11 protein-coding genes are annotated in these 14,907 nt (G+C 74.4%); 7 read left to right on the top strand and 4 right to left on the bottom strand.

Annotation, left to right across the window (positions count from 1 at the left end):
• Positions 1-63: 63 nt before the first annotated feature.
• The 4 genes from AB0C02_RS05670 to AB0C02_RS05685 all read left to right on the top strand — a co-directional run bounded on the left by AB0C02_RS05670 (position 64) and on the right by AB0C02_RS05685 (position 7,806).
• Positions 64-3,594 carry an ATP-dependent DNA helicase gene (locus AB0C02_RS05670; protein WP_357541515.1) on the top strand — a complete coding sequence of 1,177 codons (3,531 nt, stop codon included), beginning with the start codon at positions 64-66 and terminating at the stop codon, positions 3,592-3,594.
• Positions 3,591-7,016, top strand: coding sequence for an ATP-dependent DNA helicase (locus AB0C02_RS05675; RefSeq protein ID WP_357541517.1), 3,426 nt, complete (start codon positions 3,591-3,593; stop codon positions 7,014-7,016). The genes AB0C02_RS05670 and AB0C02_RS05675 overlap by 4 nt, the downstream gene beginning before the upstream one ends.
• A 192-nt stretch (positions 7,017-7,208) precedes the next feature.
• Positions 7,209-7,412, top strand: coding sequence for a cold-shock protein (locus tag AB0C02_RS05680; protein WP_091595283.1), 204 nt, complete (start codon positions 7,209-7,211; stop codon positions 7,410-7,412).
• A gap of 208 nt (positions 7,413-7,620) precedes the next feature.
• Positions 7,621-7,806 (top strand): hypothetical protein, encoded by a 186-nt coding sequence (locus AB0C02_RS05685; RefSeq protein WP_357541520.1) that lies wholly within the window; start codon positions 7,621-7,623, stop codon positions 7,804-7,806.
• A gap of 19 nt (positions 7,807-7,825) precedes the next feature.
• On the opposite strand, the gene AB0C02_RS05690 is transcribed toward AB0C02_RS05685, so the two are convergent.
• Genes AB0C02_RS05690 through AB0C02_RS05700 form a run of 3 tightly spaced genes read right to left on the bottom strand, consistent with a single transcriptional unit; the run spans position 7,826 to position 10,528 of the window.
• Positions 7,826-8,710 (bottom strand): ABC transporter permease, encoded by an 885-nt coding sequence (locus tag AB0C02_RS05690; protein WP_357541522.1) that lies wholly within the window; start codon positions 8,708-8,710, stop codon positions 7,826-7,828.
• On the bottom strand, positions 8,700-9,476 hold the full coding sequence (locus AB0C02_RS05695) for an ABC transporter ATP-binding protein (RefSeq protein WP_357541524.1): 777 nt from the start codon (positions 9,474-9,476) through the stop codon (positions 8,700-8,702). The genes AB0C02_RS05690 and AB0C02_RS05695 overlap by 11 nt, the downstream gene beginning before the upstream one ends.
• Positions 9,473-10,528 carry an ABC transporter substrate-binding protein gene (locus AB0C02_RS05700; RefSeq protein WP_357541526.1) on the bottom strand — a complete coding sequence of 352 codons (1,056 nt, stop codon included), beginning with the start codon at positions 10,526-10,528 and terminating at the stop codon, positions 9,473-9,475. The genes AB0C02_RS05695 and AB0C02_RS05700 overlap by 4 nt, the downstream gene beginning before the upstream one ends.
• A gap of 225 nt (positions 10,529-10,753) precedes the next feature.
• On the opposite strand from AB0C02_RS05700, the gene AB0C02_RS05705 reads away from it, so the two are divergent.
• The 3 genes from AB0C02_RS05705 to nudC all read left to right on the top strand — a co-directional run bounded on the left by AB0C02_RS05705 (position 10,754) and on the right by nudC (position 14,416).
• Positions 10,754-12,061, top strand: a complete 1,308-nt coding sequence (locus AB0C02_RS05705) for a pitrilysin family protein (protein WP_357541528.1) — start codon at positions 10,754-10,756, stop codon at positions 12,059-12,061.
• Positions 12,058-13,395 (top strand): pitrilysin family protein, encoded by a 1,338-nt coding sequence (locus tag AB0C02_RS05710; RefSeq protein WP_357541530.1) that lies wholly within the window; start codon positions 12,058-12,060, stop codon positions 13,393-13,395. Before AB0C02_RS05705 ends, AB0C02_RS05710 begins: the two co-directional genes overlap by 4 nt.
• A 76-nt stretch (positions 13,396-13,471) precedes the next feature.
• Positions 13,472-14,416 (top strand): NAD(+) diphosphatase, encoded by a 945-nt coding sequence (nudC, locus tag AB0C02_RS05715; protein ID WP_357541532.1) that lies wholly within the window; start codon positions 13,472-13,474, stop codon positions 14,414-14,416.
• A gap of 141 nt (positions 14,417-14,557) precedes the next feature.
• On the opposite strand, the gene AB0C02_RS05720 is transcribed toward nudC, so the two are convergent.
• On the bottom strand, positions 14,558-14,827 hold the full coding sequence (locus AB0C02_RS05720) for a hypothetical protein (protein WP_357541534.1): 270 nt from the start codon (positions 14,825-14,827) through the stop codon (positions 14,558-14,560).
• Positions 14,828-14,907: the final 80 nt, after the last annotated feature.

Below are 14,907 nucleotides of genomic sequence, written 5' to 3' on the forward strand. Positions count from 1 at the left end.
GATCGACAGAAGGCGGGGTGGGGGCGGCGGGACGGTGTCGTAGGGGAGTGGTGGGATGGGGGGGTGCAGGCGTACCGGTTGGTGCGTCGGCCTGGCGGGGCGGCTACGGGGGGTGGCCGCGACGGCGGGGCGGGGCAGGGGGGCGGTCGACCCGGCGGGGCGACCTCGGCGGAGCCGCGATCCGGGGGGTCGGCGGGCGATGTCGCACACCCGCCCTCGCGCCGGCCGGATGCGGGGCAGGTCGAGGTGGTCGCGCACACCGCCGGGCCGATGCTGGTCGTCGGCGGGCCCGGCACCGGCAAGACCAGCACGCTGGTCGAGGCGGTCGCCGCGCGGGTGGCCGAGGGGGTCGACCCGGAGCGCATCCTGGTGCTCACCTTCAATCGGCGCGGCGCCACCGACCTGCGCCACCGCATCGAGGCGCGGATCGCCGGCGCCGGCCAGCCGCAGGGGAGCGGGCGGCGGGCGGGCAGCACCGCACCCCGGCCCGCCCGGGTGGTCCGCGAACCGCTGGTCCGCACCTTCCCGGCGTACGCGTTCGGCCTGCTCCGCCGGGCCGCCGCCGAGCGGGGTGAGCCGTCACCCCGGCTGCTCACCGGCCCCGAGCAGGATCTGATCATCCGTGAGCTGCTCGACGTGGTCGGCGAGGAGCCGGGCGACGACCCGGTCGGCTGGCCGGAGGACCTGCGGCCGGCGCTGCGTACCCGGGCGTTCGCGCAGCAGCTGCGCGACCTGTTGATGCGCGCGGCCGAGCGGGGCGTCGGCCCGGTCGAGCTGGCCCGGCTGGGGGAGAAGCTGGGCCGCGCCGACTGGCCCGCCGCCGCCCGCTTCCTGCGGGAGTACGTCGCCGTCCTCGCCCTGCGCGACGTGAGCAACCGTGGCTCGGTCGCGTACGACCCGGCCGAGCTGGTCCGGGCCGCCACCGGCATGCTGCTGGACGACCCGGAGCTGCTGGCGGCCGAGCGCCGCCGGCTGGCCCACGTCTACGTCGACGAGCTGGCCGACACCGACCCGGCCCAGCTCGACCTGCTCGGCGTCATCGCCGGCGGGGGCAAGCCCCTGGTCGCGTTCGCCGACCCGGACTCCTCCACGTACGCCTTCCGTGGCGCCGACCCGGCCGGCGTGACCACTTTCCCGCACCGCTTCCGCACCGCCTCCGGGGCACCTGCCGCGCAGGTGGTGCTGACCACGTCGTTCCGGGCCGGTTCGGAGCTGCTGGCGGCGACCGCCCGGCTGGACCGCAGGCTGCGCGGGCCGGCGGCGCACCGGCGGCTGCGCCCGCTGCCCGACGCGCCGCCCGGCACCGTCGAGGTACGCACCTTCCGCTCGGCGACCAGCGAGTCCGCCTGGCTGGCCCACGCGCTGCGCGAGGCGCACCTGCTCGACGGGGTGCCCTGGTCCCGGATGGCGGTGCTGGTCCGCTCCACCGGCCGGCAGCTGCCGTCGTTGCGCCGTGCGCTGCACACCGCCGGCGTGCCGACCGTGGTGCACGGCGAGGACCTGCCGCTGCACCTCCAGCCCGGCGTGGCCCCGCTGCTGCTCCTGCTCCGCTGTGCCCTCGAACCCGACCGGCTGGACGAGGAGGCGGCGGTCGCCCTGCTGCACTCGCCGCTGGGCGGCGCCGACCCGCTCGCCGAGCGGCGGCTGCGGCAGGGGCTGCGCGCCCTCGCGTTGGCCGCCGGCGACCGCCGCCCCTCCGGCGAGCTGATCGTCGAGGCGCTGCGCGACCCGGCCGAACTGGCCGTCATCGAGCGCCGCTGGGCCGCCCCCGCGCAGGCGGTGGCGCACCTGCTGGCGATCGCCCGGCAGGCGGCGGCCACCCCGGCGGGCACCGTCGAGGACGTGCTCTGGGCGGTGTGGCGGGAAAGCGGGCTGGGCGAGCGGTGGGCGGGGGCGATCACCCGAGGCCGGGCGGCCACCGGGGAGCACGAGACCGCCCAGCGCTGGCGGGCCGAGGCCGCCGACCGGGACCTGGACGCGGTGCTGGTGCTCTTCGACGCGGCGGCCCGGTTCACCGACCGGCTGCCGGGCGCGCGTACCGAGGTCTTCCTCGACCACGTGCTGGGGCAGGACCTGCCGGCCGACACCCTGGCAGCCAGCGCCGACCGGGGCGAGGCGGTACGCCTGCTCACCGCGCACGCCGCCAAGGGCCTGGAGTGGGACCTGGTCGCCATCGCCGGGATGCAGGAGGGCGTCTGGCCGGACCTGCGGCTGCGCGGCAGCCTGCTCGGCTCCGAGCGGCTGGTCGACGTGCTCGCCGGCCGGGCCGACGGCATGGGTGTGCGGGCCGCTCTGGTCGGGCAGACCTCGGCGCTGCTCGACGAGGAGCGCCGGCTGTTCCACGTCGCGGTCAGCCGGGCCCGGCGTCGGCTCCTGGTCACCGCGGTCGCGTCGGCGACGGTCGGCGGCGACGACCACGAGGAGCAGCCCAGCCGTTTCCTGCACGAGCTGGGTGCCACCGAGCCGCCCACGGCCGGCGGTCCCGCTCCGCAGCCGACCGGCCCAGGCGCGGCCGCGCCGGACGATGGGCCGGTGCCGACCGGCGACGAGGAGCCGTCGGACGAGGCAACCGCGGTGCTCCCGGTGACCCTGCCGCCGCGCGGGCTCACCCTGTCCGCGCTGGTGGCGGAGCTGCGTACCGCGGTGGTCGACCCGGCAGCGCCGTCCACCCGGCGGCGCGCGGCAGCGGCCGAACTGGCCCGGCTGGCCGCCGCCGGGGTGCCCGGCGCGCACCCCGACGAATGGTGGGGGCTGCGCGGCCTCTCCGACGACCGGCCATTGATCGACGAGGGTGAGCCGGTCCGGGTCACCCCGTCGGCGATGGAGAGCGCGCTCCGGTGCAGCCTGCGCTGGCTGCTGGAACGGCACGGCGGCGCCGCCCCGGCCAGCGCCGCCCAGGGCGTCGGCAACCTGGTGCACGCCGCCGCCATGCTGGCCGAGGACGCCAGCGTCGACCGGGCCGCCCTGGTGGATTACGTGGCCGCCCGGTTCGACGCGATCGAGCTGGCCGCCCGTTGGCTGGTCGGCCCGGAACGCGTCCGCGCCGAGGCCATGGTGGACAAGCTGCTTCGCTGGCTGGCCGGCAACCCGCGCCGGCTGCTGGCCATCGAGCACGAGTTCGCGGTACGCCTCGACGACCCGCACCGGCCGGTCGAGCTGACCGGGCGGGTGGACCGGCTGGAGGTGGACGCCGAGGGCCGGCTCGTGGTGATCGACCTGAAGACCGGCAAGTCGACCGCGGTCACCGAGCGGGAGGTGGCCGAGCACCCGCAGCTCGGGGCGTACCAGGCGGCGGTGGAGGCGGGGGCGTTCGCCGAGTTCGGCGACGAGTCCGGGGGCGCCGCGCTGGTGCAGCTCGGCACGAGCGCCAAGGACGCCAAGGAGCAGACCCAGGCCGCCGCCGGTGCGGGGCCGGAGGCCGGCTGGGCCACCGCGCTGGTCCGGCGTACCGCGGATACGATGGCCGCCGCCACCTTCGCCGCGGTCGCCAACTCGAAGTGCCGGGTCTGCCCGGTCCGGTCGAGCTGCCCGGTCTCCGGGCAGGGACGCCAGGTGGTCGAGCCGCCGACCGTCCGTCGCCCGGAGCAGCCGTGACCCAGCCCACGCTCTTCACCAGCGCGACGCCGACGCCCCGGACGGCGGACGCCGGTCCCCGCTACACCCCGAAGGAGCTGGCGAAGCTGCTGGGGCTCCCGGTGATGCCCACCCGGGAGCAGGCGGCGATCATCGCCGCGCCGGTCGAGCCGCTGCTGGTGGTCGCCGGGGCCGGCTCCGGCAAGACCGAGACGATGGCCGCCCGGGTGGTCTGGCTGGTCGCCAACTCCTACGTGCGCCCCGAGCAGATCCTCGGCCTCACCTTCACCCGCAAGGCCGCCGGCGAGCTGGCGCACCGGGTGCGTACCCGGCTCGACCAGCTCATCCGCCGGCTCGGCCGCCCACGCCGGGACCCGCAGGACGACCCCCTGGCCGGCGAGCCGACCGTCTCCACCTACCACTCGTACGCCGGGCGGATCGTCACCGAGCACGGGCTGCGCGCCGGCTACGAGCCGACCACCCGGTTGCTCACCGAGGCCTCCCGCTGGCAGCTCGTCGACCTGCTCGTGCGCAACTACGACGGCGACATGTCCGAGGTGGACCGGATGCCCAGCACCGTCACCGACGCGGTGCTGGCGCTGGCCGGGGAGCTGGACGAGCACCTGGTCGAGCCGGACGAGCTGGCCGCCTGGACCGGCCGGTTCTTCGCCGACGTGCAGTCCCGCCCCGGCCGGGTCTACGCCGACGTCCGGAAGGCGTTGCAGCTCCAGCAGAAGCGGCTGAAGCTGCTGCCGCTGGTCCGGGCGTACGCCCGGCGCAAGGACGACTTCGAGGCGATGGACTTCGCCGACCAGCTCGCCCGCGCCGCCCGGGTGGCCCGGGACCACCCCGGCGTCGGGGTGATCGAGCGGGACCGGTTCCGGGTGGTGCTGCTCGACGAGTACCAGGACACCAGCCACGCCCAGGTGGTGCTGCTGAACGCGCTCTTCGGCGGTGGTCACCCGGTCACCGCGGTCGGCGACCCCTGCCAGTCGATCTACGGCTGGCGCGGTGCCAGCGCCGGCACGCTGGACCGGTTCCCCACCGATTTCGCCCGCGCCGACGGCACCCCGGCCCGGGCGCTCGGCCTCACCACGAGCTGGCGCAACCGGCCGGAGATCCTCGGCGTCGCCAACGCGCTCTCGGTGCCGCTGCGGGCGGCCGGTGCCCGGGTGCCGGAACTGCACGCGGCACTCAGCGTCAAGGACCCGATCCCACACCGCAGCCCCCGCGGGCAGGCCGCCGGCACCGTGCACTGCGCGCTCCTGGAGACGTACGCCGACGAGGCCGAGTGGATCGCCGACAGCGTGCTCGCCGCCTGGCGCGGGGCGGCCGGGCTGCCGGGCGCGCTGCCCGAGCACATCCCGGTGCCCCGGCGGCCCACCACCGCCGTGCTGGTCCGGCTGCGCAGCCAGATCCCCGCCATCGAGTCCGCGCTGCGCGCCCGGGGCCTGCCGGTCGAGGTGGTCGGGCTGGGCGGCCTGCTGGACACTCCCGAGGTCCGGGACGTGGTCTGCACCCTGCGGGTGCTCGCCGACCCCACCGACGGGGCGGCACTGCTGCGCCTGCTCACCGGGGCGCGCTGGCGGATCGGGCCGCGCGACCTGGTCGCCCTGCACCGGCGGGCGAAGGCCATCGCGCGGGCCCGTCGGGAGCTGGCCGGCGACGACGGGCCGGAGATCGCTGTGGACGCCCTCGACGAGGCCACCCTGGTCGAGGCGCTGGCCGACCTGGGGCCGGCGCAGGCGTACTCGGCGGAGGGGTACGCGCGGCTGCGGTCGTACGGGATGGAGCTGGCGCTGCTGCGCTACCGGCTGGACCAGTCCCTGCCGGAGCTGATCGCGGACATCGAGCGGACCATCGGCCTGGACGTGGAGGTGGCGGTCCGGGCCGGCCGGGACGGCACCGGCGACGCCGGTCTGGCCCGCGGGCACCTGGACGCGCTCGGCGACGTGGCGGCCCGGTTCAGCGGCGAGACGCCCGGCGCGACCCTGGCCGGTTTCCTCGCCTACCTGGCCGCCGCCGAGGACGAGGAGCGCGGCCTGACCCCCGGCGAGGTCGAGGTGGTGGAGGGCGCGGTGCAGATCCTCACCGCGCACGCCGCCAAGGGCCTGGAGTGGGACGTGGTGGCGGTGGCCGGGCTGACCCGAGGAGTCTGGCCGGGGCCGGTGCGTAACTCCGACCACTGGCTGGGCGGGTTGGGCGTGCTGCCGTTCCCGCTGCGCGGCGACGCCGACGGGCTGCCCGAGCTGGGCCTGGCCCGGGCGGAGGACCAGCGCGGGGTGGCTCGGGCGCTGGAGGACTTCACCGACGCCTGGCGAGCGCACGACGAGCGGGAGGAACGCCGGCTGGCGTACGTGGCGGTGACCCGGCCCCGGCGGCTGCTGCTCTGTTCCGGCTACTGGTGGGGGGAGGGCACGAAGAAGTTCCGCGGGCCCGCGGTGTTCCTGCGTGAGGTGCACGACGCCTGCCTGGCCGGCGCGGCCGGGCACCTGGTCGACGAGTGGGCGCCGGAGCCGGCCGGCGACGCGGCTAACCCGACCACCGAGGTGGTGCTCCGGGCGGAGTGGCCGGCCGACCCGCTCGGTGCCCGCCGGCCCGCGCTGGCCGAGGCCGGCGCGCTGGTCCGTCGCTACCTCGCCGAGCCAGAGGCAGCCCGCCGCGAGGCGACGGTCCCGACGACCGGCGGCGCGGCGGTGGGCGGCGAAGCGCCGCCGGCGGAGGACCCGGAGGTGGTCCGCTGGCGGCGGGAGGCCGATTTGCTGCTGGCCGAGCGGGCGGAGCTGGCCCACCGGGCGGAGGCGGTCGACGTCGAGCTGCCGGGGCACCTGTCCGTGACCCAGTTGGTGGCGCTGCGCCGCGACCCGGTGGCGCTGGCCCGGGCGCTGCGCCGACCGATGCCCGCCGAGCCCAACCCGTACGCCCGGCGCGGCACCGCCTTCCACGCCTGGCTGGAGCAGCGGTTCGGCGCCGACCGGCTGTTGGACGTGGACGAACTTCCCGGCGCGGCGGACGACGACGCGGCCCCGGACGAGGCGTTGACCGAGCTCCAGGAGCGTTTCCTGGCCAGCGAGTGGGCCGAGCGGATGCCGGTGGAGGTCGAGGTCCCGTTCGCCACCGTGATCGCCGGCGTGGTGGTCCGCGGCCGGATGGACGCCGTCTTCACCCGCCTCGGCGGCCGGTACGACGTGGTCGACTGGAAGACCGGCCGGCAACCCACCGGGCGGGAGGCCGAGGTGGCGGCGGTGCAGCTCGCGGTCTACCGGCTGGCCTGGGCCGAGCTGGCCGGCGTGCCGGTCGAGCGGGTGGGGGCCGCTTTCCACTACGTCCGGGACGGGGCCACCGTCCGTCCGGCTGACCTGCTCGACGCCGACGGGCTGACCGCGTTGATCGCCGGCTTGCCCGAGATTCCGAGCGGGGCGGACCCGGTCCGCCGGTCGTGATACCTTGGACGCGTTGCAGTTTTGGTTTCCAGAGACTCTGTGTGCGCCTGGCGGATTGTGGCCCCAGGCGCATTTTGTTGTGTCCGGAGTGCTCCGGGCGGGGCGACCAGCAGCGACAGGTGTGCCGGACGGCACACCACCCTCCGGCCCGCGACAGGCGTGGGCCGGACCGTTCCGCGAAGGAGACGCACCATGGCCATCGGCACTGTCAAGTGGTTCAACGCTGACAAGGGCTTCGGCTTCATCACCCCGGACGGCGGCGGCGCCGACGTCTTCGCCCACTTCTCGGCGATCCAGTCCTCCGGCTACCGGAGCCTGGACGAGAACCAGCGGGTCGAGTTCGACGTGACCCAGGGCCAGAAGGGCCCGCAGGCGGAGAACATCCGTCCGCTCTGACCCGACGCCCTTCCGGTGTCGTGATATCGGGGAAACCGCTGCCGAGGTTGAGCAGCGGTTTCCCCGAACTCGTTACGGCACCACGGTTTGAGTCGGGGATCTGCGCGGTCGCCGTCTGAAAGGTGACTGTTCCGCGCGTCCGTCCCGGGTGATGCTGACATCCGGGGGAAGAGGTCGGCCGTGCCGGCCGGGCGCGGGAGGGGTGACCATGGCAGGCGAGGCCCACTCGGGGGCGGCGCGCGAGCTGCTGCTGGTCCTCGCGGTCGCGGGACTGGGTCTGGCACTCGCCGTGGTGGCCGCGTTCGGGCCCTGGCAGCCGACCTCCGCCGGTTCCGCCCGGGCCGGGCTGGTCAAACTGCACAGCCCGGCCGGGCGGGCGGTCGACGCGGGCTGAGGCCCGCAGCCGTACCGCGTCAGTTGCCGGCCTGGTCCAGCACGCCCCACCGGCGGCGGATCGCCTTGTCGGCCGCGCCGAAGGCGACGTCCACGCCGAGCCCCACCACCAGAATGACAATCATGATCGCCATCAACCGGGGTGCCTCGTTGAGTTCCCGGGCGTAGGTGAGCTGCGCGCCGATCGACGTCCGGGTGGCGATGACCACCAGCAGTTCCCCGGCCATCAGGCTGCGCCAGGCGAACGCCCAGCCCTGCTTGAGCCCGGCCACGATCGCCGGCAGCGCGGCCGGTGCGATCACGTACCGGTAGAGGTTGAGGCCGCGGGCGCCGAGGTTGCGACCGGCCCGCACCAGCAGCGGCGGCACGTAGTCGACGCCGTGGATGACGCCGTTGGCGACCGACGGCGCCGCGCCGAGCACCACCACGAAGAAGATCGCCTGCTCGCTGAGCTGGAAGAGCAGGATGGCCAGCGGGAACCAGGCGATCGACGGCATGGTCTGCAGCGCGGTGATCATCGAGCCGAGCGCGGCGCGGAGCACCTTTACCCGGGCCACGGCCAGGCCGAGCACCAGCCCGACGGCGACCGCGACGGCGAAACCGACGACGGCCCGCCGGCCGGTGGTGGCCAGGCCGTCCCAGAGCGCCGAGCTGACCAGGTAGTCGCCGAGGTCCGCGAAGACCGTCGCCGGACCGGGCAGGACCCACGGGTCCTTCCAGCCGGTCCAAACCACCGCCTGCCAGCCGGCGATGGCCAGGGCCAGCGCGGCCAGCTTCGGCCACAGCGCCGACCAGGCCCGGCGCAGTCGGCTGGGGCCCTGCTCGCGGCCCGCGATCTCCAGAGCGTCCAGGCCGGTGATCTCCGCGTCGGTACGCGCGGACCCGGCGAACGTGTCACTGGCCATGACGGCTCACCTCCGTACGAAGCCGGGCGGTGACCTCGGCGGCGATGGTCGCGATCTCCGGGGAGTCGATCCGGCGGGGCCGGGGCACGTCGACCTGGGTGGACCAGATGATCCGGCCGGGCCGACTGGAGAGCAGGATGATCCGGTCGGCGAGTCGGGCCGCCTCGCGGACGTTGTGCGTCACGAAGAGCACGGTGAGCTTCCGCTCGGACCAGATCCGTTCCAGCTCGTCGTGGAGGATGTCCCGGGTCATCGCGTCGAGCGCGCCGAACGGCTCGTCCATCAGCAGCACCGGCGTGTCCAGCGCGAGGGTACGGGCCAGCGCGACGCGCTGCCGCATGCCGCCGGAGAGCTCGTGCGGGCGCTTGCGGCCGAAGTCGGCCAGGTGCACCGTGCGCAGCAGTTCGGCGACCCGCGCCCGGCGCTCGTCCCGGGGCAGCCCGCGCAGCTTGAGCGGCACCTCGACGTTCGCCTCGACGGTGAGCCACGGGAAGAGCGCCGGCTCCTGGAACATCAGGCCCGGCTTCGCATCTCCCAGCTCGACCTGCCCGCCGCTGGCCCGGTCCAGCCCGGCGACCAGGTTGAGCAGGGTGCTCTTGCCGCAGCCGGAGGCGCCGACCAGGCAGACGAACTCGCCGGGGGCGACGTCCAGCGACACCCCGTCCAGGGCCAGGACGGAGTGCTCGCCCTGGCCGTACACCTTGGTTACGCCGCGCAGCGCGACCGAGCCGGTCGCGCTGCGCGGGGTGGTCGTGGTCGCCGTCACGGCTGGGTTACCTCCGGTTTGCCCTGCGCCTTGAGCACGTCGTTGAGGTATTTCAGGTCATAGAGGCCGGTGAGGTCAACGGGCTGGGTCAACTCGACGGCGACCGCGTGGTCCAGGCCGGTCTTCAGCGAGGCCGGGATCGGGTCGTCGGTGAACTCCAGGCTGGGCCACGCCTGCTTGATCAGCTTGAGGTCCAGCGGCTTGCCGGTGATCTTGCCAATGTGGTCGGAGATGGCCTGCTGGGCCTCGTCCGGCTTGCTGTTGACGAACTCGTTCGCGGCGACCTGCCCCTCGACCAGCTTCTTGACCACGTCAGGGTGGGCCTTGAGGAACTTGGTGCTGACGATCAGGTTGGTGATGACGAACTTCCGGTCCGGCCACAGGTCGCGCTCGTCCACCAGCACCTTGCCGCCGGCGTTGACCAGCCGGGAGACGTACGGCTCGGGCACCCAGGCGCCGTCGATCGCGCCGCTGGCGAAGGTGTCCACCGTCTGCGCGTTCTCCTGCGGGACGACCTTGACGTCGCCGCCACCCTCCTTGGTGGTGGTCAGGCCCTTCTCCTTGAGCCAGTAACGCAGCGCCACGTCCTGGGTGTTGCCCAGCTGTGGCGTGGCGATCTTCTTGCCGCGTAGCTGTTCGACCGAGGTGATCTCGGGCTTGACCACCAGGGCGACGCCGCCGGAGGCGGCACCGGAGACGACCCGGACCGCCGCTCCCTTGGACTTGGAGAAGGCGTTCACGGTCGGGTTCGGACCGATGTACGTGGCGTCGATCGCGCCGGAGAAGAGCGCCTCGATGGCAGCCGGGCCGGCGTTGAAGGTGTTCGTCTCAAGCTTGACCCCGCTGCCGAGCTTCTCGGCGAAGATCCCCTTCTCCACTCCGACCACCGCTGGCGCGTGGGTGATGTTCGGAAAGTAGCCGAGGCGCAGGGTCACCGGACCGCTGGCGGCGTCGCTGTCGTCGCCGCAGGCCGCCGTGCTGCCCAGGGCGACCGTGCCGAGCACGGCGAGGGTGGCCAGCGAGGCCAGTCGACGCAAGGGGAGCCGTCTCATCGCGCGTCCAATCCGTATTCCTACTTAGTTGGTAGGAAGAGTGGGGCAAGCGTGGGGCGGCGTCAAGACCCATTCACGATCCGGGATGGGTGGACTCGTGATTCACGTCGATTCCCGCCTGTTCGGAGGAGTGAGCGGAGCCGGACGGCCCATCGCCGTGACCGCCGTCCGGAGCGCCGAGGCACAGTGCGGGTACGACCGGCGCGGACGGGTTAGGGTCATTCCGTGCCGCCGAGAGCGAAAATTCCAGCGACGAAGTACCCGGTCGAGCGGTTCAACCTCGACAACGGCCTGCGGGTGGTGCTCACCCCCGATCGCAGCGCCCCGGTGATCGGGGTGGCGGTGCTCTACGACGTCGGCATCCGGTCCGAGCCGGAAGGACGCACCGGCTTCGCCCACCTCTTCGAACACCTGATGTTCCAGGGCTCGGAGAACCTGGAGAAGCTGGCCCACTTCCGGCACGTCCAGGGCGCCGGCGGCACCTTCAACGGCTCCACCCACCTGGACTACACCGACTACTACGAGACCCTGCCGAGCAACGCGCTGGAACGGGCGCTCTTCCTGGAGGCCGACCGGATGCGCGGCCCCCGGCTGACCGAGGAGAACCTGCGCAATCAGGTCGACGTGGTCAAGGAGGAGATCCGGGTCAACGTGCTCAACCGGCCGTACGGCGGTTTTCCCTGGCTGACCCTGCCGCCGGTCATGTTCGACACCTTCCCCAACGCGCACGACGGCTACGGCTCCTTCGACGACCTGGAGTCCGCCACCGTCGCCGAGGCCGCCGACTTCTTCCAGCGCTACTACGCCAGTGGCAACGCGGTCCTCGCGGTGAGTGGCGACATCGACGTGGCCGAGGCGACCAAGCTGATCGAGCGGCACTTCGGCGACGTGCCGGCCCGGCCCGCCCCGGCGCGCCCCGACTTCGCCGAGCCCGACCTGACCGCCGAGCGGCGCACCTCGTACACCGACAAGCTGGCGCCGCTGCCGGCGGTGGCCGGGGCCTGGCGGGTGCCCGACCCGGTGACCGACTTCGCCGGCTACCTCCCGTACGTGGTGCTGGCCGAGGTGCTCACCGACGGGGAGGCGTCCCGGCTGGTCGAGCGGCTGGTCCAGCGGGACCGCACGGTCACCAGCGTCGGCGGCTACCTCGGCTTCATGGGCGACCCGTTCGACGTGCGCGACCCCACCGCGCTGCTGCTCCAGTCCCATCTGCCACCCGGCGGTGACGTCGACAAGGTGCTGCGCACCGTCGACGAGGAGTTGGACCGGCTCGCCACCGACGGGCTGACCGAGGGGGAGTTGGCGCGTACCCAGGCCCGGATGGCCACCCACCTGCTGCGGGACACCGACGCGGTGCTCGGCCGGGCGCTGCGGATGGCCGTGCTCGAACAGCAGCGCGGCGAGCCGGGCCTGCTCAACGAGCTGCCCCGGCTGGTCGGCGAGGTGACCGAGGAGCAGGTCCAGGCCGCCGCTGCCACCCTGCGGCCAGAACGCCGCGCGTCCATCGAGGTCATCGCCGGAGGTGCCCAATGACGGCAACCGTGGAGACCGGGATCCGGCTGTTGCCGCCGCTCGGCCCTACCCGCAAGCTCAAGCTGCCGACGCAGGGCGAACGCACGCTCGCCAACGGGCTCACCGTGATCGCCGTACGCCGCACGGCGGTCCCGCTGGTCGAGCTGCGGCTCTGGATGCCCGCCGGGCGCATCCACCTGGCGCGCGGCTCAGTCCTCGCGCAGACCATCCTCTCCGGCACGGCGACGCACAGCGCGACGCAGCTCGCGGCCGAGCTGCAGAAGGTCGGCGGCGCGCTCTCCGCCGGGATCGACCCGGACCGGCTCATGCTGTCCGGGGCCAGCCTGGTCACCGGCCTGAACCGGATGCTGGAGCTGCTCGCCGACGTGCTGACCGGGGCTGTCTATCCGGCCGACTGGGTGGAGATCGAGCGGGACCGGCTGGTCGACCGGATCCAGGTCGCCCGGAGCCAGCCCGCCCACCTGGCCCGGACCGCGCTGCTCAAGCGGATCTACGGCCGGCACCCGTACGCCGTGCAAACCCCCGAGCCGGACGAGGTGCGCACGGTCCGGCCGCCCGTCCTGCGCCGGCTGCACGCCGAGCGGGTGCACCCGGCCGGTGCGGTGCTGGTGCTGGTCGGCGACCTGCAGCCGGAACGGGCCCTGGACGCCGCCGAGCAGGCCCTCTCCGGCTGGAACGGGGTGGGGCACGTCGCCGAGCTGCCGCCCGGGCCGCCCCTGGAGCCCGGCCCGCTGCTGCTGGTCGACCGGCCCGGCTCGGTGCAGTCCTCGCTGCGGATCGCCCTGCCGGCGGTGCCCCGCACCCATCCCGACCACGCCGCGCTGCAACTGGCCAACCTGATCTTCGGTGGCTACTTCTCCTCCCGCTGGGTGGAGAACATCCGCGAGGACAAGGGCTACACGTACGGGCCGCACTCAGTGGTGGAGCATTCGGTGGCCGGCTCGGTGCTGGTCGCCGCCGCGGAGGTGGCCACCGAGGTCACCGCTCCCGCGCTGCTGGAGACCAGGTACGAGCTGGGTCGCCTCGCCGCGCTGCCGGCGAAGCCGGAGGAGCTGGAGCAGGCCCGCCAGTACGCTCTCGGCACGCTCCAGCTCGGGATGTCCACCCAGGCCGGGCTGGCCTCGCTGACCAGCGCGTACGCCGGCAACGGGCTGCGCCTGGACTTCCTCGCCGAGCACGCCGCCCGGCTGGCGAAGGCGACCGTGGACGACGTGGCGGAGGCGGCGGCCCGCTACCTCGCCCCGGCGAAGGCGGTCACCGTGGTCCTCGGCGACGCCGAGCGGATCGCCGGGCCACTGGCCGCGCTCACCGAGGTCCGGACGGAGCCGGCGTGAGCGAGCGGAGCGAGCGAACCATCAGGCTCAGTAGCGTGGCGACTCGCGTCGCCGGTGAGCGGAGCGAGGCGGCGGCGTGAGTGGCGAGGCCGCCCCGCCGCTGGCCCGGTCCACGCTGGACCGGGCGGCGCACCGGCGTACCGACCCGGACTGGCTCGCCGAGGCGTGGGAGCGGGCCCGGGTGCTGGTGCTGGACTCGACCGACGACGGCCGGGCCCTGGTGCGGGGCGAGACCGCCCCGCCGGAGCTGGTGCTGATCGGCCCGAACGAGTTGCCCGAGGTGCCCCGGTCGGTGCCGATGTTCCTCGGCGTCGAGTCGGACGGCGTACCGGTCTTCGCGGTGGACGCGCCGCTGCCGGCGCTGCCCGGCACCCGCCGGGCCGACCTGCGCGAGGTGGGCCACCTGCTGCTCGACCGGGACGCGGGGATCTTCACCGCCGGGCTCGCCCTGCTGAACTGGCACGTCCGACACGGCTACTCGTCGGTCACCGGATACTCCACCCAGGTCGACGAGGCCGGCTGGTCGCGGGTCGACGCGCTCGGCGAGCGGGTCTGGCCGCACACCGATCCGGCCATGATCGTGCTGGTCCACGACGCGGTGGACGGCCCGGAGGGGCGTTGCCTGCTCGGCAGCAACGCCGCGTGGACGCCCGCGCCGGGGGAGCGCCGCTACTCCTGCCTGGCCGGCTATGTCGAGCCGGGGGAGTCGGCCGAGGCCGCAGTGCTCCGCGAGGTCCGCGAGGAGGTCGGCGTCGAGGTTGGGGAGATCTCGTACGCGGGCAGCCAGTCCTGGCCGTTTCCCGGCTCGCTGATGCTCGGCTTCCTGGCCCGCGCCGACGTCGACGAGCCGATCCGGGTCGACCCCGCCGAGATCGTTGACGCCCGCTGGTTCACCCGGCGCGAGATCGGCGCCGCGCTGGGCGGCGAGCCGGTCGACGTCGACGGGGAGCGGCTGGTCCTTCCGCCGCCCACCTCGATCGCACTGTTTCTCGTTCACCGCTGGCTCGACGGGCACTGCTGACCGGCGGGCGCCGGATGCGGTCCCGGCCCGGAACCGTCGTTGCCGCGACGGTCCGGGCCGGGAACACGGGCCGTCGTGGCCGGGTAGGGCAGGAAACGCGGCGGGGGAGGCCGGTCCGGCAACGACGGACGTCGGACGGGATCAGCTGCCGCCCCAGCGGTAGGGGTCACCGGGGTCGTGGTTCTCGACCGGGAGCACCTTGACCCGCTGGCGGCCGGCGCGTACGGCCCCCACGCAGGACAGCGCCCGGGCCAGCAGCAGGGCGGCGTCCCGGTCCTCGGCGTGAACGACCTGGCGGCGCGGCTCCGGTGCGGTGGTCTCGTCGCGAAGCCGACCACCATCGGCCCACGCGGCAGCGATGTCGGTGTCGGCGGCGGTACGGATCTCGGTGCGGACGATCAGGAACCGCATGGTTGTCCCCCGGGTGCGGATGGACGGATACGCGCTGGAACTTCCACGTCACTCTTTCGACATGTTACGCCCGGCCGGCG

It is taken from the genome of Micromonospora sp. NPDC048999 (genome assembly GCF_040649295.1).
In the GTDB taxonomy this organism is placed as follows: domain Bacteria; phylum Actinomycetota; class Actinomycetes; order Mycobacteriales; family Micromonosporaceae; genus Micromonospora.

Bases quoted from the DNA above. Each gene is read 5' to 3' on its own strand.
- AB0C02_RS05680 (WP_091595283.1), top strand. From the start codon at position 7,209: ATGGCCATCGGCACTGTCAAGTGGTTCAACGCTGACAAGGGCTTCGGC.
- AB0C02_RS05685 (WP_357541520.1), top strand. From the start codon at position 7,621: ATGGCAGGCGAGGCCCACTCGGGGGCGGCGCGCGAGCTGCTGCTGGTC.
- AB0C02_RS05690 (WP_357541522.1), bottom strand. From the start codon at position 8,710: ATGGCCAGTGACACGTTCGCCGGGTCCGCGCGTACCGACGCGGAGATC.
- AB0C02_RS05700 (WP_357541526.1), bottom strand. From the start codon at position 10,528: ATGAGACGGCTCCCCTTGCGTCGACTGGCCTCGCTGGCCACCCTCGCC.
- AB0C02_RS05710 (WP_357541530.1), top strand. From the start codon at position 12,058: ATGACGGCAACCGTGGAGACCGGGATCCGGCTGTTGCCGCCGCTCGGC.
- AB0C02_RS05720 (WP_357541534.1), bottom strand. From the start codon at position 14,827: ATGCGGTTCCTGATCGTCCGCACCGAGATCCGTACCGCCGCCGACACC.